This window comes from Streptomyces meridianus (assembly GCF_023703325.1).
Taxonomy (GTDB): domain Bacteria; phylum Actinomycetota; class Actinomycetes; order Streptomycetales; family Streptomycetaceae; genus Streptomyces; species Streptomyces meridianus.
Map to the genome: position 1 here is coordinate 1 of NZ_JAMQGM010000048.1, position 22,762 is coordinate 22,762.

A 22,762-nucleotide genomic window follows, 5' to 3' on the forward strand; every position below is an offset into this window, starting at 1 on the left:
GTAGCGCATCAGGTCCATGTAGACGGCCGCCGGGTTGGCGGCAATGAGGTCCACGGCCCAGGTGGGGGCGTGCGCGTTCTTCACCAGCATGTAGTGCAGCGGGAACATCACGCCCGAGGCGTACATCCAGGTGCGCAGCACGAACGGCATCAACTGGGCGAGGTCGGGGGTCTTGGCCCCCATCCGCGCCATGATCATCGCCAGGCCGGTGTTGAACACGAACTGGAGCACCAGCACCGGCAGCACCAGCAGCCACGACCAGGCCGGCAGCTGCCTGAAGGCGAGCAGCACGATCAGCAGCACGATCATGGAGTACAGCAGCTGCTGGAGCTGCTGGAGCGAGAACGAGATCGGCAGCGAGGCCCGCGGGAAGTGCAGCGCGCGGACCAGACCCAGGTTCCCGCTGATGGAGCGCACGCCCGCCAGCACCGACTGCTGGGTGAAGGTGAAGACGAAGACGCCGATCACCAGGAACGGGACGTAGTTGTGCTTGCCGCCGGGTACACCCTCACGTGCGCCCAGGATGAGCCCGAAGATGAGGAAGTACACCAGCGCGTTGAGCAGCGGCGTCGCAACCTGCCACAGCTGGCCCAGCTTGGCCTGGCTGTACTGCGCCTGCAGCTTCGCCCGCGAGAACGCCAGGATGAAGTGCCGCCGGCTCCACAGCTGCCGCACGTACTCCGCCAGACCGGGCCGAGCACCGCTCACCGACAATCCGTGCCGCGCGGCCAGCTCGGCCGGCGACGAACCGTCGTCATGGGAGGACGGGACGCTCACCGCGACCCCGCCGTCAGGGGATGTCTCACTCACAGGGGGAAACTTTCGTCCTCAGAACGCAGCCGGATGGACCGGCGTCGGCCGGGCCGGGATACGACCCGCTGCTGTCGAACACGAGCTTGTCAGATAACCGGTGGCCGGCCCAGCCGGGTCAGCCGCCAGACCGTGCGCCATTTCATGGGGCGACGCGGTCCGCATCCTGTGCTCCAGCCCTCCTTGAACCCTCCGAACCAGGCGCGGAGCGCCGGACGGGACGGGCGTCGGAGCAGCGTGAGCAGCAGCCAGACACCGAGGTAGACCGGGACCAGCGGGGCCGGCAGATTGCGCCGGGCCAGCCAGACCCGGTTCCGCGCGACCATGCGGTGGTAGACCGCGTGGCGGCTGGGAGCCGTCGTCGGGTGGAGCAGCACCATGTCGGACCGGTAGTCGATCCTCCAGCCGGCGTCGAGAGCGCGCCACGCGAGGTCGGTCTCCTCGTGTGCGTAGAAGAAGTCGTCCGGCAGGCCGCCGACCTGCTGGAACACCGCGGTGCGCGCCGCGTTCGCGCCGCCCAGGAAGGTGGTGACACGGGACGAACGCATCGGGTCGGCGGCCCGCAGCCTCGGCACGTGCCGACGCTGGGTCTCGCCGGTGTCGGGGTCGGCAATGCGGAAGCTGATGATTCCGAGCGCCGGGTCGGCCGCGAAGGCCTCGCGGCACAGTTCGGCGGTGTCCGGGTTCGCCAGCAGACCGTCGTCGTCGAGGAACAGCAGGGCGTCGACCTCGCCGCCACCCGGCCCGAACGCTTCGATGCCGACGTTGCGGCCCGCAGGGATGCCCACGTTCTCGGGCAGCTCGACCGTCCGCACACCCTCGGGCAGCTCGGGCAGCGGCGAGCCGTTGCCGACCACGACGACCTCGACCGGGTCGCCGTGCTGCTTGGCGACCGAGTCGAGCAGCAGACGCAGCTCCTCGGGGCGGTTGCCCATGGTCAGGACGACCGCGCCGAGCTTCATGCCCGCCCCCGTCACCGGAGCCTGCTCGAGACGAGGACGGAAACGAGGTGCAGCACCGTCTGCAGCAAAGCGATGCCGGCCAGTACCGCCACGGTCAGCCGGGTGAAGAACAGGTCGCCGTGCACCTGGTCCGCGATCGTGGCCACGAGGACGACCAGCGACGCCTCGACCCCCAGCACCAGCCGGTGGAACTTCAGCGCCGCGGCGGCCCTGCGAGCCAGAGCCAGGCCGGACGAACGCGGCACTGCGGCCGCCTCCTCAACCGGTGGCAGCCCGCCCTGGTGGCGGGCGACACCGACGAGGTCGGTCTCGGCCTTGATCAACACGGCGCCGAGGGCCGCCAGGGTCCCGAGGAACGCCCACAGCCAGTCGATGCGTCCGCTGCCCCAGAGGTCGGCGGCACGCAGCCCGAGGCCGGCCAGCACCGCGGCGTCGCACAGGTATGCGGCGACGCGGTCCAGGTAGACCCCGCTGAGCGAGTACTGCTTCTTCCAGCGGGCGATCTCACCGTCGACGCAGTCCAGCAGCAGGTAGAGCTGGACCATCAGCACGCCGAGCACGGCGCCCGCGATCCCCGGCACCAGCAGGGCCGGGGCGGCGAGGACGCCGAAGACGGTCATCAGGTAGGTCAGCTGGTTGGGCGTGACCCGGGTGTTCACCAGGTGCCGGTCCACACGCAGCGAGATCTCGCGCATGTAGAGCCGGCCGGCCCAGTGCTCGCCGCTCCGCCGGTCCTTCACACCCGGGGGGTGAACGACCGGGCGAAGCTCAGCTACCGATGGCTTTGGCATAGTCGGCGTATGCGTCCCTGATCTGGTCGGCGGACAGGTCCAGGTGCTCGAGGATCGTGTAGCGCCCGGGGCGGGTCTTCGGCGCGAATTCGACGACCTCGACGAACTCGTCCACGGTGAAGCCGATGTCGTCCGGCAGCACGGGCAGACCGTGCCGGCGCAGGACCTCCGCCATGAGACCGGCCTCCTCGCGCGCGCCGCGCAGGTGCATGGCGAACGCGGCACCGAGTCCGCACTGCTCGCCGTGGCTGGCGGACCGCTTCGGGAAGCGGATGTCGAAGGCGTGGTTGATCTCGTGGCAGGCACCCGACGCGGGCCGGCTGTCACCGGCCACCGACATCGAGATACCGGTGAGGACGAGCCCCTCGGCCAGCACGGTCAGGAAGCCGTCGTCGCCGACGCCGCCCGGGTGCCGGAGCACCGCCTCGCCCGCCTGGCGCGCCATGGCGGCGGCCAGACCGTCGATCTGCTCGCCCTTCTCGCGGTTGGCGAGCTCCCAGTCGGCGACGGCCGAGATGTTGGAGAGCGCGTCGCCGATACCGGAGCGGACGAAACGGACCGGGGCCTCGCGGATCACGTCGAGGTCGATGACCACCGCGATCGGGTTCGGCACGCCGTACGAGCCGCGGCCCGCGTCGTTGTCGAGCGTGGCGACCGGCGAGCACAGGCCGTCGTGCGACAGGTTCGTCGCGACGGCGACCAGCGGCAGACCGATGCGCGCCGCGGCGAACTTGGCGCAGTCGATGATCTTGCCGCCGCCGAGGCCCACGACTGCGTCGTAGTGGCCCGACTTCATGGCGTCGGCGAGCTTGATCGCGTCGTCGAGCCTGCCGCCGCCGACCTCGTACCAGTCCGCGCCGGGCAGCGCCGGGGCGAGCCGCTCGCGCAGCACCGCCCCGGAGCCGCCGCTTATTGCGATGGCCAGCTTCCCGGACGCCGAGATCCGCTGGTCGGCGAGGACTGCCGCCAGGTCGTCCAGGGCCCCCGCGCGGATGTCTACGACGAGCGGCGAGGGGATGAGCCGGGTCAGTACTGGCACGCGATCTCCCGGCCCTTGGCGAGGTCGTCGTGGTTGTCGATCTCGACCCACTTGACGTCGCCGATCGGCGCGATGTCGATCGTGAAGCCGCGGTTGACCAGCTCCTGGTAGCCGTCCTCGTAGTAGAGGTCCGGGTCCCGCTCGAAGGTGGTCTTCAGGGCGTCCGCCAGCTCTTCGCCGGCCTCGGGCTCGATGAGGGTGACGCCGATGTACTCGCCGGTGGCGTCGGACGGGTCCATCAGCTTCGTGATGCGCTGGACGCCCTTGTCCGGGTCGACGACGACCTTCATCTCCTCGTCGGCGAGGTTCTTCACCGTGTCGAGGGCGAGGATGATCTTCTGTCCCCGGCCGCGGGTCTCGAGCAGCGTCTTCTCGACGGAGACCGGGTGGACGGTGTCGCCGTTGGCGAGGATCACGCCCTGCTTGAGGACGTCACGGGCGCACCACAGGGAGTAGGCGTTGTTCCACTCCTCGGCCTTGTCGTTGTCGATCAGAGTGATCTTGACGCCGTATTTCTGCTCCAGGGCCTCGCGACGCTCGTACACGGCCTCCTTGCGGTAGCCGACGACGACGGCGACCTCGGTGAGGCCGACCTCGGCGAAGTTGCCCAGCGCGATGTCGAGGACGGTCTTGGTGCCCTCGCCCTCCGGGTCCACCGGCACCAGGGCCTTGGGCAGGGTGTCGGTGTAGGGGCGCAGACGCCGTCCGGCGCCGGCAGCCAACACGAGGCCGATCATGCGGGTTCTCCTGATTCGTCGTGTACGGCGGGTGCTCCGGAAGAGACCCAGAAACGGATGCTCTCGATGAGCACCGTCAGCGCGAGGGCCGCGGCGAAGGCGGTCAGCGCGATGGTGAAACCTGTGCTGTGCAGGACGAGCGCGGCGGCGGTGACCACCAGCACCCGGCCCTCGTGACCGCCGATCGCCAGCACCAGCCGGTGCGGAGGCGCGCCGGTACCGCCGCGAATGCGGTACACAGTGTCGTAGTGATGGTAGGCGACGGCCGCAACCAGGCCGAATGCCGCGGGCAGCGCCCCGTCGGACGCCGAGCGGGCGGCCAGAACGAGGATCGTGGTGTACTCCGCCGCCCGGAAGAACGGCGGCACGAGCCAGTCGAGAGCACCCTTCAGCGGGCGGGCCACAGCGAGGCCCGAGGACGCCGTGCAGGCGATCGCGGCGACCAGCGGCCACGGCCCGTGGACCGGGGCCAGTGCCGCCGTGACAATGATCACTGCGGTGCCCAGCGCCGCCACGGCGGGAGCCGTGAAGCCCGGGAGCCGGCGGGCGGGCTCGGCGAGAACCTTCGCCCACCCCTCGGCCAGGGCCCCGGAGTCGGCGAGGTCGGCGAGGGCACCTGCTGCGCGGTCGGTGCGCCGGGCCCGGCGGGTCAGCGAGCGAAGCACCCGCCCGGCCGTGGTGTAGCAGGCGGCGAGGGAGCAGCCCACGAGGAGGGCGTAGAAGACGACACGGGGGGTGGTGAACGCGGTGAGGACCGCGATCATGGCCCAGCGCTCACCGATGGGGAGCACGATCATCCGCCGGGCCCAGACCGTCCAGCCGACGCTGTCGAGCCGGTCGGAAAGGGCCGCAGTGGGGCTGGTGTTGGCGGTGGCGTCGTGGTTCGCCTCGTTGAAGGAGAAGTCGACCACGTGCCGACAGGTCTGGAGCACCATCGCGGCGAGCGCGAGGGCCCAGACGTCGTCGCCTCCGCGAGCTGCGCCGAGGGCGAGGCCCGCGTAGTAGGCGTACTCCTTGGCGCGGTCGAACGTGGCGTCCAGCCATGCGCCGAGCGTGGAGTACTGCAGCGAGTAGCGGGCCAGCTGGCCGTCGGTGCAGTCCAGGACGAACGAGAGCAGGAGCAGGACACCCGCGGCTGCGTATCCGCCCCGGGTGCCGGTGGCGGCGCAGCCCGCCGCGATCAGCGCGGTGATCAGGGATGCGGTGGTCACCTGGTTCGGGGTGAGCCCGCGACGGGCGCACCACCGGGCGATGTAGCGGGAGAAGGGGCTGATGAAGAAGGTGGTGAAGAAGCCGTCCCGGGCCTTGACCACGCTGTTGAGCCGCACCCGCTCCTCGTCGACGCCGTCGGCGGCGGCCTGCGCGGCCGCGCGCTCGTCGGCGTCGGCGGGCACCCGGGCCACGAGCACCCCGAGGTCGGGGCGCTGCACGGGAACGCCCGAGGCCTCGATGGCGGCAGCGAGCTCGTCCGGGGTCGCGCCGCGGGCCGGGGCGAGGGCTGCACGCCGGACCGGCTCCACGCGCAGCAGGCCCGGCAGCGCGCTGACGTCGAAGCGCGGGTCGGTCAGCGCGAGCCGGAGAGCGTGCCGGTGTGCGACGAGGCGGGGGTCGACGAGAGCGAGGCGCTCCCCCGCCGGCACGGCTGCGACCCGGGTGGTGAGATCGTCACCGTCGGTCACGACCACCTGGTAGCCGAGTGCCTCCAGGTCACCCTCGAGCTGCGATCCGGCGACCGGCGGGCCGGTGAGGATTGCGGTCGACAGACGGACTCACTCCTTGAAAGCTGGCATGGCCGCCCCGGGACGGGGGACGTCCGGGCGGCGGGCGTGGCACATCCCCGCACAGGGCCGGGCGGCGGCACGTCGGCAGAGGCTATCGGATGCGCGTCGCCGTCCGTTCATCGCCCGATCACATGGGATCCCCCTGCGAAGACGGGCCGGATCGCCCCCTGGCGCGGAATTCGCATGATCATATAGGTGGCCTGCCGGTGCCGGCGCCCCCTGTGCGGCCCCGGCTCAGCAGACGCACCCCGTACGCGCGCGGCCGATATGGTGCCGTCATGACTTGGCTGATCACCGGCGGAGCCGGCTACATCGGGGCGCACGTGGCGCGGGCCATGACCGAGGGCGGCGAGTCCGTTGTGGCCCTGGACGACCTGTCGTCCGGTGTCACCGAACGGCTTCCGGAGGAGATCCCACTGGTCCGGGGATCCGTTCTGGACCGAGCACTGCTGGACGAGACCCTCGCCCGGTACGACGTCACCGGCGTGGTGCACCTCGCGGCCAAGAAGCAGGTGGGCGAATCCGTCGAGCAGCCCCTCGCCTACTACCGCTCGAACGTGCACGGGCTGACCGTGCTCCTCGAGGCCGTGACCGCGGCCGGCGTGAGGAACTTCGTCTTCTCCTCCTCCGCCGCCGTGTACGGCATGCCCGACGTCGATCTGGTCACGGAGACCACGCCGTGCGTGCCGATGAACCCCTACGGCGAGACCAAGCTCGCCGGTGAGTGGCTGGTCCGGGCGGTGGGCCGGGCGCACGGCCTGTCCACGGCGTGCCTGCGGTACTTCAACGTGGCCGGCGCGGCCCGTCCCGAACTGTCGGACACCGGGGTCTTCAACATCATTCCAATGTTCTTCGACGCCCTGACCAGGGGAGAAGCACCGCGGATCTTCGGTGACGACTACCCGACGCCGGACGGCACCTGTATCCGCGACTACATCCACGTCACCGATCTGGCCGAGGCGCATCTGGCGGCCGCCCGCCGCCTCGCGTCCGAAACCGGGCCCCGCGATCTGACGGTGAACATCGGCAGCGGCACCGGGGTGTCCGTCCGGGAGATCGCGAGCCTGGTGGCGGACGTGACCGGTATCAAGGAGCCGGCCGCCGAGGTCGTCGGGCGCCGGGCGGGCGATCCGGCCCGCGTCGTAGCCGGTAACGAGCTGATCACCGAGGAGCTGGGCTGGTCGGTGCGCCACGACGCGCGCGAGATGATCGAGTCGGCGTGGCAGGGCTGGTGCCTGCGTCACCCCGAAGCCCGTACGAACTGATCGGCAGGCCGCTGACCTGCACCCCTCAAGGCATCACAAACGCGCAGGTCAGCGCAATGACAACGGTGTTCAGTGCCGTGTTGCCCCGCCTCGCGGACCGTTGTTCACTGTCCTCTGGCACCGGCGGCCGACGCCCCCGGGGCAACCGCCGCGGGTACGGCCGCCGCGGCGGCCGGCCACGCGAACCGATCCGGGAGGCTGTCTGCGATGGGCGCAGGGCACGACCACGGGCACGCGCTTCCCCGCGATGCCACCGGCACCGCCGCTGCGGCGCACCGGGGACGGCTGCGCATAGCGCTGTCCCTGACGGCGACTGTGCTGGTGGCCGAGGTCGTCGGCGGCTTTCTCACCGACTCGCTGGCCCTGTTCGCCGATGCCGGCCACATGGCCACCGACGCCGTCGGGATCACGATGGCGCTCCTCGCGATCCATTTCGCGAACCGGCCGTCGAGCGAACGGCGCACCTTCGGCTACGCCCGCGCGGAGATCCTCGCCGCGCTGGCCAACTGCCTGCTGCTGTTCGGCGTCGGCGGGTTCGTCCTCTACGAGGCCGTGCAGCGACTGGTGACCCCGGCGGAGGTCGCCGGCGGGCCGACCATCCTCTTCGGCGCCATCGGCCTGGTGGCCAACGTGGTGTCGCTGGCCGTGCTGATGCGGGGGCAGAAGGAGAGCCTGAACGTCCGCGGGGCCTTCCTGGAGGTGATGGCGGACGCCCTGGGTTCGGCCGCCGTCATCGTCTCCGCAGTGGTGGTCACGACGACCGGGTGGGAGCGGGCCGACCCGGTGGCCTCCCTGTTCATCGGGCTGATGATCGTCCCCCGTACCTGGCGGCTGCTGCGGGAGGCGCTGGACGTGCTGCTGGAGTCCGCTCCCAAGGACGTGGACATCGCCGAAGTGCGGACGCACATCCTGGACCTTCCCGGCGTCGAGGGCCTGCACGACCTGCACGTGTGGACCATCACCTCGGGGCTGCCGGTGCTGTCGGCCCACGTCGTGGTGAGTCAGGAGGTGTTGGACTCCGTCGGCCACGAGAAGCTGCTGCACGAACTGCAGAGCTGTCTGGGCGACCACTTCGACGTGGCCCACTGCACCTTCCAGCTGGAGCCCGGGGGCCACGCGGAGCACGAGGCCGGCCTCTGCTTCTGAGCGCACCCGGTCGACCGGCCGGCCTTCCTCCCACGGCCGGACGTCCGATTCGGAAGATCTGCCGGCCACGGCCTGACATGCTGGACACGATGCCCGGCCGTACCCCATTTGTGCGGCAGACTTGTTCGACGCAGACCAACCGAAGGATGGCCATGCCGACCACACCAGTCCCGACAGCGGAGATCACGTCGGACGCCGACTCGGACCCGATCATGCTCGAACTGGTCGACGAGAACGGCATCACGATCGGTACCGCGGAGAAGCTCTCGGCGCATCTGCCGCCCGGCCGGCTGCACCGCGCGTTCTCGGTCTTCCTCTTCGACGACGCGGGCCGACTGCTGCTGCAGCAGCGGGCACTCGGCAAGTATCACTCGCCGGGGGTCTGGTCGAACACCTGCTGCGGCCACCCGTACCCGGGCGAGGCTCCGTTCGCCGCCGCCGTCCGCCGCACCGGCGAGGAACTGGGCATGTCTCCGAAGCTGCTGCGCGAGGCGGGCACCGTGCGCTACAACCACCCGGACCCGGCCTCCGGCCTGGTCGAGCAGGAGTACAACCACCTCTTCGCGGGGCTGGTGGGGCCGGAGCTGCACCCGGATCCCGAGGAGGTGGGCGGCACCGCTTTCGTCTCGGCGGCCGAGTTGGCCGAGTTGCACGCCCGGCGTCCTTTCTCGGCCTGGTTCATGACGGTGCTGGACGCGGCCCGGCCGGTGGTGCGGGAACTCACCGGACCGTCGGCCGACTGGTAACCGCACCGGTCCGCAGCCGCGCAGTCAGATCACCGGGCCCGGACCCCGGAGCGGCAGGGCGGCCCAGATGATCTTGCCGCCGGACGCCGTGTGCTCCACGTCGCAGACGCCGCCTGCCTCCTGCGTGATCGTCTTGACGAGCAGCAGGCCGCGTCCGCCTGTACGCCCCTGGGTCGACTCCAACGCCTTGGGCCGGTAGGGGTGGTCGTCCTCAACGGCCACCCGAACCCAGTGCGGATCGACGGCCACCTCCACGGCGACCTCCGGCGACAGCAGCGCGGCATGACGCACCGTGTTGGTGACGAGTTCCGAGACGATCAGCAACAGGCCGTGCAGGACGTCATCGGCAACCGGAACCCCTCGGCGCCGCAGCAGGTCGCGGACCGCATGCCGAGCCTGCGGGACCGAGGAGTCCAGGGCGGGGGCGGTGAAGCGCCACACCCCCTCGTAGGGAAGCGGCACGGGCAGCTCCTCCGACGCAACGGCTCTCGGCGGGGCCTGCCCGGGGCCTTGCGGGATGCTCCCGCGGATGTCCATATCCGTACCCTCTCGACCTGGGACAGCGGTCCCCGTGGCCGTCGCACGGGGCGGCGCAGGCACCGTGCGATTGCGACTGCTCACCGTCTGTGGTGGCAATTATGCGTATCCAGCCGATGCCTGAATGCAAATCGCCACGTAATGACGGCTGTTGAAGTGTTGCGGTCGTTCCGGAGTTGATTACGACGTTTCCTGTCCGGTCCGCTGTGGGAAAAAGGAACGTTTCATCAGTCGGTATGCACACCCTGTGAGGGACGTGGGCGAACGCCCCGCGACGGGACACCGGCCACCGCTCCGCCCCACGCCCCGGATAGCATCCGCCGCATGGCGCCACCGATCCCGTCCGACGGACTCCTCCCCCGCGTCCACGACGGCATCGCGACCGTCATCATCCACCACCCCGCCAAGCGCAACGCCATGACCACCGCCATGTGGCAGGAGATGCCGGGGCTGCTGGAACGGCTGGCCGCGGACCGGGAGGTGCGCGTGCTCGTGCTGACGGGCCACGGGAACACGTTCTGCGCGGGCGCGGACATCGGCTCGCTCCGGGAATCGGCCACCGGCGCGCAGGAGCTGGCCGTGGCGGCGGAGGAAGCCCTCGCTGCCTTCCCCAAGCCCACCCTCGCCGCGATCCGCGGCTACTGCGTCGGAGGGGGCTGCCAACTCGCCGCGGCCTGCGATCTCCGGTTCGCCGCCGAGGGCTCCTCCTTCGGCATCACTCCCGCCAGGCTGGGCATCGTCTACCCGGACTCCACCACCCGGCGGCTGACCGCGCTCGTCGGTCCCGCAACCGCCAAGTACCTGCTGTTCTCGGCCGAGTTGATCGGCGCGGAACACGCGCTGCGCACCGGGCTGGTGGACGAGGTCCGGCCGGATGCCCAACTCGACCGCCGGGTCGATGAGTTCGCGCGCGTCCTCGCCTCCCGCTCGCTGCTCACCCAGGCGGCGGCCAAGGAGTTCACCGCCGGTCCCGTCGCCCCGGAGCGCGTGGCGTTCTGGGCGGAGCAGGCGCGGAGGGCGCCGGACACCACGGAGGGGGTCACCGCGTTCCTGGAGCGGCGGACACCACGCTTCACCTGGACCGGCTGACCGAGCTCACTCGCCGCGCAGGACGAACCGGCTGATGCCGCGGACCGCCTCGACGACCTCGGCCGGCGCCGTGTCGGGTGAACCGGCGTCGTAGGGCGGCCGTGGATCGTACTCGTGGGCCAGCTGGATCATCTGCGCCACGGTGTCACCGGCGATCCTCCCCACGAGTGCGAAGGCCATGTCCAGGCCGGCCGACACCCCGCTCGCGGTCACCTACTTGCCGTCGAACACATAGCGCTCACGGACGGGTTCGGCCCCGTGGGACGCGAGCTGCTCCAGCGCCAGCCAGTGGGACGTGGCACGGCGTCCCCGGAGCAGCCCGGCGGCGGCGAGGACCAGGGAGCCGGTGCAAACGCTCGCCGTCCAGGTCGTCGTCCGGTCGACGGTCCGCAGCCACTCCTGCACCGGGCCGTCGTCCATGAGCGCTGCCTGGCCCGGTCCGCCGGGAACCACGACGACATCGGGAGCCGTCACGTCCGCGAGGCGGGCCTCGGCGACCAGGCCGAGACCGCGGCGATCGTCGGTGAGCGGGCCGGTCCGTTCACCGACGAAGACGGTCTCGTTTCCGGGGATCCGGCACAGCACCTCGTAGGGGCCGGCGGCGTCGAGGGCAGTGAAGCGGTCGTAGAGCAGAATCGCCGTTTGCACGGTCAAAGTCCTTCCGCAGTCGCGACAGTGGTGCCGTCGGATGGTTCCCCGGGCCTGCTGCCTGTGGGTTCCTGAGGCCGGAAGCGGCGCCGGTACTCCGCCGGTGCCACGCCCAGGGTGCGGACGAAGGCCCGTCGCATCGCCTCCGGCGTGCCGTAGCCGCAGGCACGCGCTGTTCGTTCGATGCTGTCGGCGGTGTCCTCCAGTAGCCGCCGTGCCGATTCGAGCCGCACCCGGTCGACGTACCGCCCGGGCGGCACCCCGACTTCCGCGCGGAACGCACGCGCGAAGTGGCGGGGCGAGAGGGCGGCACGTGCGGCCAGCGCCTCGACGGAAAGATCCGTCCCCGGGTTCTCCGTGATCCACTGCTGGACGTCGCGCAACGGCCGGCTCCGGGCGGTCTGAGCGGCCAACTGGGCGCTGAACTGGCTCTGGTTGCCCGGGCGGCGCAGGAACAGCACCAGATGCCTGGCCACGGTCAGGGCCGGTTGCCGGCCGTGGTCGTCCTCCACCAGTGCCAGCGCGAGGTCCATGCCCGCCGTCACTCCCGCCGAGGTGGCCACGTTTCCGTCGCGGACGTAGATGGGTTCCGGGTCGACCTCGACGGCCGGGAACCGCCGCGACAGCGTGTCGCACATCGCCCAGTGCGTGGTCGCCCGGCGGCCGTCGAGCAGTCCGGCCTCGGCGAGCAGGAACGCGCCCGTGCACACCGACACCACGCGCGGGGCGCGGGGCGCCGTCCTGCGCAGCCAGTCGATCAGGCGCGGGTCGGGATGCCGGGTGCCGGCACCACCAGGGACGAGTAGGGTGTCCGGTCGCGGGGACCGCGGCAGCGAGGAGTCCGGGGTCAGAAGGAGCCCGCTGGAGGAGCGGACGGGGCCACCGTCGAGGGTGGCGGTGCGCACGCAGTAGGCGGCCCGATCGCCCAGCAGCCGTGACGCGCCGCTGAACACCTCCAGCGGACCGGTCACGTCGAGGCTCTGCACGCCGTGGAAGAGCACGAGGAGCACGCTGTGCGTTCGCCGTCCGCCCGAGGGGCCGCTGCGGCCGGTTCCGTCCATGCCTCTCATCGTCGGGTTCCCGTCGTACGGCCGCAACGACGAGAATTCCACCTTTCCGGCCATGCACCCCGGGCCCTTCAAGCACCGGATACCTGCCGGTAGCGTGCGGCCATGAGCACTTCACTTCCCCCGCGCGCCGCCCGCCGCTGCCACAACGCCGTCAACCCGCTGCACTCCGTCGGGTACTTCTCCCCGGACTACGCGCGCGAGATGGCCGCCCTGGGGATCGAGGACCCGCGCGCCGCCTACTTCGCCGGCCGGGCCGCCCCCATGGGCGCGGTCGGGGCGGGTGCGGTGACCGCCTCCTTCTACAACTTCAACCACGCGCTCATCTCCCGTCACCTGCCCGCAGTCTGGGATACCGCCGAGCCCGCCGATGTCCTCGCCGCACGGCTGCGCGCCATGGATGCCACGCTGCGGCGTCTGCTCGGCGAGGAGGTCGTCGCCTCCGCGGAGATGGCGGAGGCCGCCGGGCTGGCCCTGCGCGCAGCCGAGGCATGCGACCGTTCCGCCCGCCCGCTCTACGCGGCACACGCCGACCTGCCCGTCCCCGCCGAACCGCACCTGGCCTTCTGGCACGCCGCGACGCTGCTGCGCGAACACCGCGGTGACGGTCACCTGGCCGTTCTCGTCGGGGCCGAACTCGACGCCGTGGAGGCCGTCGTCAGCCACACCGCGAGCGGCCGGGGCATGGCGCCGGAATGGGTGCTGCGCACCCGCGGCTGGACCCAGGAGGACTGGACGGCAGCGCAGGGACGGCTGCGCGAGCGTGGTCTGCTGGACGACGCCGGTGAACTGACCGACGCCGGAACGCAGCTGCGCAAGCGGATCGAGGAGGAGACCGACCGTCTCGACCGGGCCCCGTACGAGCACCTGGGAATACAGGGCGTAGAGCGGCTCACAGAACTGGCGGGCGCCTGGGCGATGACGGCGGTGGGCGCCGGAGCGTTCCCCTCCGACCTGTTCGGCAAGGGCTGAGCAATCGGCGACGGATCGCGTGTTTGGCGTCCCCGTGGGAGGCAAGACGAGGGCTCGAGAACGTCTTGCACCAACCCCCTGGAGGATCTCGTGTTCCGCGCCATCGCAGATGTCCTGCGCACCATCGGAGCCACCCTCGCTGCGGTCGTGACGCTCCCGTTCCGTGCCGTCGCCCGACTTCTCGGGGGTGCTTCCCGCTCGGCGCACTGAAGCGTGCGTACTTCGGAAAACGCTCCGCTGCGGGTCGAAACCGCGCACGGAGCCCGGGTCCCGGTCGCTGCGGCGGCCGGGACTTCTGTGCCGCCCGGGCACGCGCAGCCCGGGTCCGGCACGCGCCGGGCGGGACGCCCGATCCGTCGGACCCACCTGCCAGAATGCAAGCCCAAGCTGGACGACAAGGCGGAACGGGATCGTGACGACGTCGATTGAGGGCAGGATCGCCGAGGAACTCGGCGTACGGGAGCGGCAGGTCAAGTCGGCGGTCGAGCTGCTGGACGGCGGTTCGACGGTGCCGTTCATCGCCCGCTACCGCAAAGAAGCCACCGAGATGCTCGACGACGCGCAGCTGCGTGCTCTCGAGGAGCGGCTGCGGTACCTGCGGGAGCTGGAGGACCGGCGCAGCGCCGTTCTCGAATCGGTGCGCTCCCAGGGCAAGCTCGACGAGGCTCTGGAGGCACGGATCCGGGCCGCTGAGTCCAAGGCCCGGCTGGAGGACATCTACCTCCCGTTCAAACCGAAGCGCCGCACCAAGGCGCAGATCGCGCGCGAGGCGGGACTGGAACCCCTGGCGGACGGCCTGTTGCAGGACCCGTCGACCCGGCCCGAGGCCGCCGCTGCGGCGTTCGTGGACGCGGACAAGGGGGTCGCCGATGCAGCCGCGGCCCTGGAGGGCGCCCGGGCGATCCTCACCGAGCGGTTCGGGGAGGACGCCGACCTCATCGGCAGCCTGCGCGAGCGCATGTGGTCGCGCGGCCGGCTGGCCTCGAAGGTGCGGGAGGGGAAGGAGGAGGCGGGCGCGAAGTTCGCCGACTACTTCGACTTCGCCGAGCCGTTCACGCAGCTGCCGTCGCACCGGGTACTGGCCATGTTCCGGGGTGAGAAGGAGGAGGTCCTGGACCTCACGCTCGAGCCGGAGGGCGACGACCCGGCTCCCGCGGACGGCCCGAGCGCCTACGAGCAGGCGATCGCACGGCACTTCGGCGTCGCCGACCGCGGACGGCCCGCCGACGCGTGGCTCGCCGGCACCGTGCGCTGGGCCTGGCGTACCCGGATTCTCGTCCACCTGGGCATCGACCTGCGGCTGCGGCTGCGGCAGACCGCCGAGGACGAGGCGGTGCGGGTCTTCGCTGCCAACCTGCGTGATCTGCTGCTCGCCGCCCCCGCGGGCACCCGCGCCACGATGGGGCTGGACCCCGGTTTCCGCACCGGCGTGAAGGTCGCCGTCGTCGACGCGACCGGCAAGGTGGCCGCGACCGACACCATCCATCCGCATGTGCCGCAGCAGAAGTGGGAGGAGTCGCTCGCCCGGCTCGAGCGGCTGGCACGTGAGCACTCCGTCGAGCTGATCGCCGTCGGCAACGGCACCGCGTCGCGCGAGACCGACCGGCTGGCCGGTGAACTCATCCAGCGAAGGCCGGAGTTGAAGCTGACGAAGGTGATGGTCTCCGAGGCCGGTGCCTCGGTGTACTCCGCCTCGGCGTTCGCCTCGCAGGAACTGCCCGGCCTGGACGTCTCGTTGCGCGGTGCGGTGTCGATCGCCCGCCGGCTCCAGGACCCGCTGGCCGAGCTGGTGAAGATCGACCCGAAGTCGATCGGTGTCGGCCAGTACCAGCACGACCTGTCCGAGGTGAAGCTGTCCCGCTCGCTCGACGCGGTCGTCGAGGACTGCGTCAACGGCGTGGGCGTGGACGCCAACACCGCCTCGGCCCCCCTGCTCGGCCGAGTGTCGGGCATCGGCGCGGGCCTGGCCGAGAACATCGTCGCCCACCGGGACGCCAACGGGCCGTTCCGGAGTCGTAAGGAACTCAAGAACGTCGCCCGGCTCGGCCCCAAGGCCTACGAACAGTGCGCGGGCTTCCTCCGCATCCGCGGCGGGGACGACCCGCTGGACGCGTCCAGCGTCCACCCCGAGGCGTACCCCGTGGTCCGCCGGATGGTTGCGGCGACGGACGGGGATGTCACGTCGCTGATCGGCAACACCACGGTGCTGCGCAGGCTCGCACCCGCCGACTTCGTCGACGACTCCTTCGGTCTGCCGACGGTCACCGACATCCTCAAGGAGCTGGAGAAGCCGGGCCGCGACCCGCGGCCCGCCTTCAGGACGGCCGCCTTCAAGGAGGGCGTGGAGAAGCTCGGCGACCTCGAGCCCGGCATGCTGCTGGAGGGCGTGGTGACGAACGTCGCCGCGTTCGGTGCATTCGTGGACGTCGGTGTCCACCAGGACGGACTCGTGCACGTCTCCGCCATGTCGAAGACCTTCGTCAAGGATCCGCGCGACGTGGTGAAGCCCGGCGACATCGTGCGGGTGAAGGTGCTGGAGGTCGACGCACCGCGCAAGCGGATCTCGCTCACGCTCAGGCTGGACGACGATGCGACGTCCGCGGGAGGCAGCGGCGGCGGACGGCGGCAGGACCGGCGCGAGGGCTCCGGGTCCCGCCCCGAGCGGGCGTCGGGGCGGGGCGGCGGGCAGCGCGCCCCGCAGCAGCGGCAGGGCCGCGGTGGCGGTGGCCGGGGCAACGGCGGAGGCCGTCAGGCGCCGCCGGCGAACGGCGCCATGGCGGACGCGCTGCGACGGGCAGGTCTGCTGGGGGGCGGGGGCCGCTCCTAGGGTCTGCAGGGGGGTGCGGTCCGGGAGTCGTCCGGGCCGCGCCCCCGTCCCGCTCGGCGGCAGGAGCCGTCAGACGGTGCTGGCTTGCCGGGCCTGTGCGACGGCTTCCTGCTGCATCGCCGTCAGCCGGCGCACGAACAGCACGGCGAGCAGCGCCGCGGCGATGTCCACCACAGCGGCGGCGAGCAGCAGGCACGCTGCCGTCCGCATCGCGTCGACCGTGTCGGCGTCCTCGTACACGGCGCCGGCGAACTGCCCGACGAGCTGCGAGACCAGCCAGCCGGCCCACCATGCGTTGATGACGCGGTGGTTCGTCCCGCGCCCCGGGACCTCCGTGTTCCGGGGCGTACTGGCCCGCCAGATGTCGACGGCCACCCCGCGCGGGATCCAGATGTTCGCGATCGGGATGAACCAGGAGACGACCGCCCAGGCGACGCCGCCCCGGTGGTTGCCCTGCGCGAGGACGCCGGCGTTGACCCGCACCCGGTGGAACCAGACGAGGAACACCACTCCGGTCAGGATGACCACATCGGCCCGCAGCGTCTCCGTCATGGTGAAGGGGGTCCAGCCGGTGTCCGTACGGACCGGGTCGACGGGTTCCGCCAGCAACGGCGAGATTCCCTGCGTGTAGAGCGCGAGCAGATCGGCGACAGCGACGAGGACCAGCAGGACGACGACCGCCCGTGACAGACCGAGCGGGGACCTCAGCCGTCCCGGCTGCCGGTTCTTCGGCCGCGGCGCGGGCTCGGCCATGCCGCGAGCGACGGCGCACCCGTCGCACAGCCCCTCGCCCGTTGTGGCCGTGGACATGCCGCAGTCGGTACAGAGCATGCTCGGGCGATCCCCCCAGGAAAGGGACGGCCCTCCCCAGGACGCCCCACCGTCACAACCGTCTTCGAACGGCTGCTCGCGGAACCTACGCCGCATGAGATCCATTGTCGAACCGTCCATGACAATCCGGATACCGGTCCGGATATCCCTGCGCCGGCGTCCCGGGAAACTGCCGTCGTCGCATGCGGCCTTGCCCGGCGCCGTCTCCGGGCAGAGGATGGGGCGCGCACGTCGGTGCAGGGTGTCCGAGGGAGGGCTCATGGGATCAGCACAATTGATCATCTCCGCCATCGCCATAGCCATCGTCGCGGCCATCGCCTGGAAGGCGTTCGACCGCAAGTGACGGCGGGGCTCAGCTCTCGGTCACCTTGCCGTCGGCGACCTCCAGTCGCCGCGAGGTGTGCACGGCGTCGAGCATCCGCCGGTCGTGCGTGACGAGCAGCAGTGTGCCGCTGTACGACGCCAGAGCGGACTCCAGCTGTTCGATGGCCGGCAGGTCGAGGTGGTTGGTGGGCTCGTCGAGGACCAGCAGGTTCACCCCTCGCCCCTGGAGCAGGGCCAGTGCCGCGCGGGTCCGCTCACCGGGTGAGAGTGTGGCGGCGGACCGCAGCACATGGGCGGCCTTCAGCCCGAACTTGGCCAACAGGGTCCGGACGTCCGCTGGTTCGAGGTGCTCGGCGGCCGCGCCGAAGGCGTCCATGAGGGGTTCGTCCCCGTGGAAGAGGTCGCGCGCCTGATCGACCTCGCCCACCACGACGCCGGGGCCGAGCCAGGCGTGGCCCGCATCGAGCCGCAGTCTGCCGAGCAGCGCGGCGAGCAGGGTGGATTTTCCGGAGCCGTTGGCGCCGGTGACCGCAACCCGGTCCGCCCAGTCGATCTGCAGGTCGACCGGACCGAAGTCGAAGTCCCCGCGGCGCAGTCGGGCTCCTCGCAGAGCGGCGACGACCGTCCCTGATCGGGGTGCCGCGGCGATCTCCATCCGCAGCTCCCACTCCTTGCGCGGCTCGGCGACCGTCTCCAGCCGTTCGATCATCCGCTCGGTCTGCCGCGCCTTGGCCGCCTGCTTCTCGCTGGCCTCGGAGCGGAATTTGCGGCCGATCTTGTCGTTGTCCCCGGCCTTGCGCTGGGCATTCCTGACGCCCTTGTCCATCCAGGACCGCTGCATGCGCCCCCGGGCCTCCAGCGCCGAACGCCGGTCCGCGTACTCCTCGTAGTTCTCCCGCGCGTGCCGTCGGGCGATCTCGCGCTCCTCGAGGTAGGCGGAGTACCCGCCCCCGTACACGTTGACCTGCTGCTGGGCAAGGTCGAGTTCGACCACCCGGTTGACGGTCCGGGTCAGGAACTCGCGGTCGTGACTGACGAGCACCGTTCCCGCCCGCAGACCGGTGACGAACGCCTCGAGCCGGTCGAGGCCGTCCAGATCGAGGTCGTTGGTGGGCTCGTCGAGGAGGAAGACGTCGTAGCGGCTCAGGAGCAGCGACGCGAGACCGGCTCGGGCGGCCTGGCCACCGGAGAGGCCGGTCATCGGCCGGTCGAGGCCGACGGTGAGACCGAGCGTGCCGGTCACCTCCTCGGCCCGCTCGTCCAGATCGGCCCCGCCGAGGGCCAGCCAGCGCTCCAGACCGTCGGCATAGGCGTCGTCCGCGCCGGGCGCGCCGTCGACCAGCGCCTGGGTGGCGCGGTCGAGTGCACTCTGGGCCGCGGCGACGCCGGTGCGCCGGGCCAGAAAGCCGCGAATGCTCTCGCCCGGACGGCGCTCGGGCTCCTGCGGAAGATGCCCGATGTTCGCGGTGGGCGGGCTGAGCCCGACAGACCCGCCCTCGGGGGTGTCGAGGCCCGCCAGCAGACGCAGGAGAGTCGACTTGCCGGCACCGTTGGGGCCGACGAGCCCGACGACATCCCCGGGGGCGACGACGAGGTCGAGGCCCGTGAACAGGGAGCGTTCGCCGTGGCCGGCGGCGAGGTCCTTGGCGACGAGAGTGGCAGTCATCAGACCGCAGATCCTAGGTCCTGCCCGGTGACCGCCGCCGGCGCGGTCCCCTCACGCGGCCCTCGGGACGAGCGGCCCCGGGCCCGACGCGACCGTGCCGGTCCCCGCCGCGGATTGCAGCGGGGACCGGCACGGTCGCTTCACAGCGCGAGAGGACGGCCGTCCCCCGTCGCCGTTCGGCACAAGAGCCGTCAGGAGGACGTGCGCACGGGCTCGCGCTCCTCGGACTCGGCAACCTCGGGCGCCGGGCCGATGCGGATCTCGAATTCGCCGTCGTACTTCTCGTGACCGGCGATGACAGCCATTTCCATGGCTTCCTCGCCGATCTCACCACGCACGATCTGCGGGTCCGACCTCAGGTCTCGCAGCAGCGCCACACACAGCCCGACCATCACCAGGGTGAACGGCGCTGCGACCAGGATCGTCAGATTCTGGAGTCCGGTGAGGGCATCGCCCTCACCACCGCCGATCAGCAGCATGATCGCGGCGACGGCTCCGGTGACGGCGCCCCAGAAGATGACGACCGGCCTGGTCGGCTCGAACGCTCCGCGCTGCGACAGCGTGCCCATCACGATGGACGCGGCGTCCGCCCCGGAGACGAAGAAGATGCCGACGAGGATCATGACGAGCAGACTCATCACCGTGGCCAGCGGGTACTGCTGGAGCACGCCGAAGAGCTGGCCCTCCGGGGTCGACTCGTCCGCGAGCTTCCCGCCGTCCTTCAGCTTCATCGCGGCACCGCCGAAGATGGCGAACCAGGCGAGGCTGACGACGCTCGGGACGAGGATCACGCCGCCGATGAACTGACGGATGGTGCGGCCCCGGCTGATGCGGGCGATGAACATGCCCACGAAGGGGGTCCAGGAGATCCACCAGGCCCAGTAGAAGACCGTCCAGCTGGACAGCCAGTCGGCCACGGCGTCGCCGCCGGTGGCCTCGGTGCGGGCGGTAAGCTGCGGCAGGTCGCCGAGGAACCCGCCGACCGAGGTCGGCAGCAGGTTCAGGACCAGGATGGTCGGGCCCGCGACGAAGACGAACACCGCCAGGACCACGGCCAGAACCATGTTGATGTTGGAGAGCCACTGGATGCCCTTGGCGACGCCCGACACCGCGGAAGCGATGAACGCGACGGTCAGGACGGCGATGATGGCGACCAGCACGCCGGTTCCCACCTTGTCCATCCAGCCGAGCTGGGTGATGCCACTGCCTATTTGCAGGGCGCCGAGGCCCAGCGAGGCGGCGGAACCGAAGAGGGTGGCGAAGATGGCGAGGATGTCGATCGCCTTGCCGGCCGGGCCGTCGGCACGCTTCTTGCCGATCAGCGGCGTGAAGACCGCGCTGATCAGCTGCTTGCGGCCGCGCCGGAAGGTGCTGTATGCGATGGCGAGGCCCACGACGGCGTAGATGGCCCACGGGTGCAGGGTCCAGTGGAACAGCGTGGTGGACATCGCCGTTTCCATGGCCTCGGCCGCGGTCTTGGGGTCGGTGCCGGGCGGCGGATCGGTGAAGTGCGAGAGCGGCTCGCTCACGCCGTAGAACATCAGACCGATGCCCATGCCGGCGCTGAACATCATCGCGACCCAGGAGACCGTACGGAATTCCGGCTTCTCACCCTCGGTGCCGAGGGTGATGCGGCCGTAACGGCTGGCCGCCAGCCACAGGGCGAAGACCACGAAGCCGGACGCGGTCAGGACGAACGCCCAGCCTCCGTTGTGCATCAGCCCTGCGAGCAGGGAGCTGGACACCTTCTCCAGCGTTCCGGTGGCGACGCCGCCCCACAGGACGAAGGCGAGCGTCAGAGCTGCACTGACGCCGAAGACGACGCGGTCGGTTCTCGGTCGCCCCTGCTGCTGGGTCTCCGCGGCCGTCGCGACCACGGGTGACACCCGGCCTCCGTCGGATGCTTTCTGCTGTTCGGCTGTCACGCACCGTCTCCTTCCTGGTCCGATTCCGGGGGCGAATACCCCTTCCTACGCGACCCATTCGCCCGATTTCAAAATGCGCGAGATCCATCACAGGCCTGTGATCAGCGGAACGTCCGGTTCATCCGTTTCGGGATCGTGGCCGGCCGGGGAGCGCTTCGGCGGGCGCGACCGCACCGGACGGGCGCCGCAGCCGGCGACCGCCGATCCCGGGAGTGCGTTCGTGGTGCCCGGCCGAACATCCCGCTCTCGCCGACGAGTCGGGGCCGTCCGCCGTCCCCGGCCGTTCCGGCTTGCGGGCCCGGACCCGTTCGGTGACGGGCCGTCATGACGGCCGGATCAGGAGCCGCAGGTGACGGCACGCGCAGCTGCGTGGACGTCCCGGCCGAAGTTCCCCGCCACGCGCGGTGTGACGCATTCCACCCGTGGTCCCGCTGGTCACCGGTGTCCCCGCGACCGAGCCGCCCGGCCGCACCGGTTTGCCCCGTCCTCGGCCGGCCGGCTTCGCCGGGCCGTTTCACCAGCGGCGGAACGGCCTCCGCCGGTCGGGCCGCACCCCGTGCAGCACCGCCCGGACGCTGTCGGCGACACCCGCGCCGTCGCTTCGGGCCCGGCGGCGAACCGCCCGGCGGGCCTCCCGGGCGAGCGGCAGATAGCGGAGCCGCTCCGGCAGCAGCGGAGTCACGGTGCGCACCACCCGGCACAGCCGCAGCAGCCGGTGTTCCTGCCGGGGCGTCCACGCCAGGCCGATCGCCTGACGCGCCTCGGGGGGCATGAGTCCGGCAGTGAGGAAGGCCCGCAGCCCGGCGAATCCCGGGCCGAGGACGGGCCAGGCGGCTCGGACCAGGAGACGCAACGGGGCCGGGCCCCACGGGGGCGGCGGCACCGGCCGCTCGGCGGCGGCCAGCTCCCTGGCCACGGGCGTGGGTCCGATCGTGTCCCGCAGCATGCGGCTGTAGTACGGCCAGAAATCGCCGAGCGTCTGTGGCATGTCCCGGTCGTCGATGCCGAGGATCCTCCCGACCTGGAGCCATTCCGCGTACAGCTTCCGCTCCTGGGCGGGACTGAACGGTCGCCGGCCCAGGTACTTCTGCGCGTGCCGGTAAACGGGGAAGCCGGTCGCATGGACCCAGGCATAGCACTCGGGGTCCAGGGCCCGGTAGGGGCGGCCCCCGGGGTCGGTGCCGCGGACGGAGGCGTGCAGTTTGCGGAGCCTACGGCCCTCCTGTGCCGCCTCGTCGCGTCCGTACACCCACAGCTGGACGGACCGCAGGGAGCGTTCGCCCCTCCCCCACGGGTCGGTGCGGAAGACCGAGTGCTGGTCCACTCCGGCACCGACGGCCGGGTGGGCGACCTGCATGACGAGTGCGGAGGGCAGGGCAAGGGTCATCCGCACGTCGCCGGCAATGTCCCAGAGGATCCCGCCGGGCGCAGGCGGCAGTGGCTGCGGCACGCGCTGTTCACCCCCTGTACGGCCTGGTGTCCTGCCGGCCATTTTCCACTCCGGCCCCGGCTCGCGCCTCCCGGTGCGGCGATCCACCCGTTCCACACCTCCGGTGAGACAGCAATACTGTTGCACCGGAGACGACGAACGCCGGGCAG

19 protein-coding genes and 1 pseudogene are annotated in these 22,762 nt (G+C 71.3%); 7 read left to right on the plus strand and 13 right to left on the minus strand.

Annotated features, from left to right (window positions below; genetic code table 11):
• From M1E25_RS21425 to M1E25_RS21450, 6 genes are all read right to left on the minus strand, one after another.
• A partial coding sequence (locus M1E25_RS21425) for an ABC transporter permease (RefSeq protein ID WP_251418229.1) occupies positions 1 to 810 on the minus strand: 810 nt, incomplete at its 3' end.
• 89 nt (positions 811 to 899) lie between these two features.
• The gene (locus tag M1E25_RS21430) at positions 900 to 1,772 is read right to left on the minus strand and encodes a glycosyltransferase family 2 protein (RefSeq protein WP_251418232.1); all 873 of its coding nucleotides are present in this window, start codon (positions 1,770 to 1,772) and stop codon (positions 900 to 902) included.
• Positions 1,773 to 1,783: 11 nt separating this feature from the next.
• Positions 1,784 to 2,563: a CDP-alcohol phosphatidyltransferase family protein gene (locus tag M1E25_RS21435; RefSeq protein ID WP_251418235.1), complete on the minus strand. Its 780-nt coding sequence runs from the start codon at positions 2,561 to 2,563 to the stop codon at positions 1,784 to 1,786.
• The gene (locus tag M1E25_RS21440) at positions 2,541 to 3,602 is read right to left on the minus strand and encodes an iron-containing alcohol dehydrogenase family protein (RefSeq protein ID WP_251418238.1); all 1,062 of its coding nucleotides are present in this window, start codon (positions 3,600 to 3,602) and stop codon (positions 2,541 to 2,543) included. Before M1E25_RS21440 ends, M1E25_RS21435 begins: the two co-directional genes overlap by 23 nt.
• Positions 3,590 to 4,339, minus strand: coding sequence for a phosphocholine cytidylyltransferase family protein (locus tag M1E25_RS21445; RefSeq protein ID WP_251418240.1), 750 nt, complete (start codon positions 4,337 to 4,339; stop codon positions 3,590 to 3,592). The genes M1E25_RS21440 and M1E25_RS21445 overlap by 13 nt, the downstream gene beginning before the upstream one ends.
• Positions 4,336 to 6,102: a DUF5941 domain-containing protein gene (locus tag M1E25_RS21450; RefSeq protein ID WP_251418342.1), complete on the minus strand. Its 1,767-nt coding sequence runs from the start codon at positions 6,100 to 6,102 to the stop codon at positions 4,336 to 4,338. Before M1E25_RS21450 ends, M1E25_RS21445 begins: the two co-directional genes overlap by 4 nt.
• Before the next feature lie 296 nt (positions 6,103 to 6,398).
• Here M1E25_RS21450 and galE point away from each other — a divergent pair, with 296 nt between their 5' ends.
• From galE to idi, 3 genes are all read left to right on the plus strand, one after another.
• On the plus strand, positions 6,399 to 7,385 hold the full coding sequence (galE, locus tag M1E25_RS21455) for a UDP-glucose 4-epimerase GalE (protein WP_251418241.1): 987 nt from the start codon (positions 6,399 to 6,401) through the stop codon (positions 7,383 to 7,385).
• A gap of 207 nt (positions 7,386 to 7,592) precedes the next feature.
• Positions 7,593 to 8,531, plus strand: a complete 939-nt coding sequence (locus tag M1E25_RS21460) for a cation diffusion facilitator family transporter (protein ID WP_251418243.1) — start codon at positions 7,593 to 7,595, stop codon at positions 8,529 to 8,531.
• Positions 8,532 to 8,683: 152 nt separating this feature from the next.
• Positions 8,684 to 9,277, plus strand: a complete 594-nt coding sequence (idi, locus tag M1E25_RS21465; RefSeq protein ID WP_251418246.1) for an isopentenyl-diphosphate Delta-isomerase — start codon at positions 8,684 to 8,686, stop codon at positions 9,275 to 9,277.
• 24 nt (positions 9,278 to 9,301) lie between these two features.
• On the opposite strand, the gene M1E25_RS21470 is transcribed toward idi, so the two are convergent.
• Entirely contained in the window at positions 9,302 to 9,814 is a 513-nt protein-coding gene (locus M1E25_RS21470; protein ID WP_251418248.1) for an ATP-binding protein, read from the minus strand.
• A gap of 324 nt (positions 9,815 to 10,138) precedes the next feature.
• On the opposite strand from M1E25_RS21470, the gene M1E25_RS21475 reads away from it, so the two are divergent.
• A complete protein-coding gene (locus M1E25_RS21475) occupies positions 10,139 to 10,903 on the plus strand; it encodes an enoyl-CoA hydratase/isomerase family protein (RefSeq protein ID WP_251418250.1) in 765 nt (254 codons plus the stop codon).
• Between the two features lie 6 nt (positions 10,904 to 10,909).
• Here M1E25_RS21475 and M1E25_RS21480 read toward each other — a convergent pair.
• Positions 10,910 to 11,551 (minus strand): annotated as a pseudogene (locus M1E25_RS21480) (DJ-1/PfpI family protein).
• Between the two features lie 2 nt (positions 11,552 to 11,553).
• On the minus strand, positions 11,554 to 12,612 hold the full coding sequence (locus M1E25_RS21485; RefSeq protein WP_251418252.1) for a GlxA family transcriptional regulator: 1,059 nt from the start codon (positions 12,610 to 12,612) through the stop codon (positions 11,554 to 11,556).
• Positions 12,613 to 12,723: 111 nt separating this feature from the next.
• Between M1E25_RS21485 and M1E25_RS21490 the strand changes: the two genes are divergently transcribed.
• From M1E25_RS21490 to M1E25_RS21500, 3 genes are all read left to right on the plus strand, one after another.
• Positions 12,724 to 13,590: an SCO6745 family protein gene (locus M1E25_RS21490; RefSeq protein ID WP_251418255.1), complete on the plus strand. Its 867-nt coding sequence runs from the start codon at positions 12,724 to 12,726 to the stop codon at positions 13,588 to 13,590.
• A 90-nt stretch (positions 13,591 to 13,680) separates the two neighbouring features.
• Positions 13,681 to 13,800, plus strand: a complete 120-nt coding sequence (locus tag M1E25_RS21495; RefSeq protein WP_251418258.1) for an LPFR motif small protein — start codon at positions 13,681 to 13,683, stop codon at positions 13,798 to 13,800.
• 202 nt (positions 13,801 to 14,002) lie between these two features.
• Positions 14,003 to 16,417, plus strand: coding sequence for a Tex family protein (locus tag M1E25_RS21500; RefSeq protein ID WP_251418261.1), 2,415 nt, complete (start codon positions 14,003 to 14,005; stop codon positions 16,415 to 16,417).
• Positions 16,418 to 16,486: 69 nt separating this feature from the next.
• Here M1E25_RS21500 and M1E25_RS21505 read toward each other — a convergent pair whose 3' ends face one another.
• From M1E25_RS21505 to M1E25_RS21520, 4 genes are all read right to left on the minus strand, one after another.
• Positions 16,487 to 17,227 carry a DUF4328 domain-containing protein gene (locus M1E25_RS21505; protein WP_251418263.1) on the minus strand — a complete coding sequence of 247 codons (741 nt, stop codon included), beginning with the start codon at positions 17,225 to 17,227 and terminating at the stop codon, positions 16,487 to 16,489.
• 373 nt (positions 17,228 to 17,600) lie between these two features.
• Complete coding sequence (locus tag M1E25_RS21510; RefSeq protein WP_251418265.1) at positions 17,601 to 19,238, minus strand: ABC-F family ATP-binding cassette domain-containing protein; 1,638 nt, start codon at positions 19,236 to 19,238, stop codon at positions 17,601 to 17,603.
• Between the two features lie 191 nt (positions 19,239 to 19,429).
• Positions 19,430 to 21,124 (minus strand): BCCT family transporter, encoded by a 1,695-nt coding sequence (locus M1E25_RS21515; protein ID WP_251418343.1) that lies wholly within the window; start codon positions 21,122 to 21,124, stop codon positions 19,430 to 19,432.
• 553 nt (positions 21,125 to 21,677) lie between these two features.
• Entirely contained in the window at positions 21,678 to 22,655 is a 978-nt protein-coding gene (locus M1E25_RS21520) for an oxygenase MpaB family protein (RefSeq protein ID WP_251418267.1), read from the minus strand.
• Between the last annotated feature and the right edge of the window lie 107 nt (positions 22,656 to 22,762).

Bases quoted from the DNA above. Each gene is read 5' to 3' on its own strand.
- galE (WP_251418241.1), top strand. From the start codon at position 6,399: ATGACTTGGCTGATCACCGGCGGAGCCGGCTACATCGGGGCGCACGTG.
- M1E25_RS21460 (WP_251418243.1), top strand. From the start codon at position 7,593: ATGGGCGCAGGGCACGACCACGGGCACGCGCTTCCCCGCGATGCCACC.
- M1E25_RS21485 (WP_251418252.1), bottom strand. From the start codon at position 12,612: ATGGACGGAACCGGCCGCAGCGGCCCCTCGGGCGGACGGCGAACGCAC.
- M1E25_RS21505 (WP_251418263.1), bottom strand. From the start codon at position 17,227: ATGTCCACGGCCACAACGGGCGAGGGGCTGTGCGACGGGTGCGCCGTC.
- M1E25_RS21445 (WP_251418240.1), bottom strand. From the start codon at position 4,339: ATGATCGGCCTCGTGTTGGCTGCCGGCGCCGGACGGCGTCTGCGCCCC.
- M1E25_RS21490 (WP_251418255.1), top strand. From the start codon at position 12,724: ATGAGCACTTCACTTCCCCCGCGCGCCGCCCGCCGCTGCCACAACGCC.
- M1E25_RS21510 (WP_251418265.1), bottom strand. From the start codon at position 19,238: ATGACTGCCACTCTCGTCGCCAAGGACCTCGCCGCCGGCCACGGCGAA.
- M1E25_RS21475 (WP_251418250.1), top strand. From the start codon at position 10,139: ATGGCGCCACCGATCCCGTCCGACGGACTCCTCCCCCGCGTCCACGAC.
- M1E25_RS21520 (WP_251418267.1), bottom strand. From the start codon at position 22,655: ATGGCCGGCAGGACACCAGGCCGTACAGGGGGTGAACAGCGCGTGCCG.
- M1E25_RS21435 (WP_251418235.1), bottom strand. From the start codon at position 2,563: ATGCCAAAGCCATCGGTAGCTGAGCTTCGCCCGGTCGTTCACCCCCCG.
- idi (WP_251418246.1), top strand. From the start codon at position 8,684: ATGCCGACCACACCAGTCCCGACAGCGGAGATCACGTCGGACGCCGAC.
- M1E25_RS21470 (WP_251418248.1), bottom strand. From the start codon at position 9,814: ATGGACATCCGCGGGAGCATCCCGCAAGGCCCCGGGCAGGCCCCGCCG.
- M1E25_RS21430 (WP_251418232.1), bottom strand. From the start codon at position 1,772: ATGAAGCTCGGCGCGGTCGTCCTGACCATGGGCAACCGCCCCGAGGAG.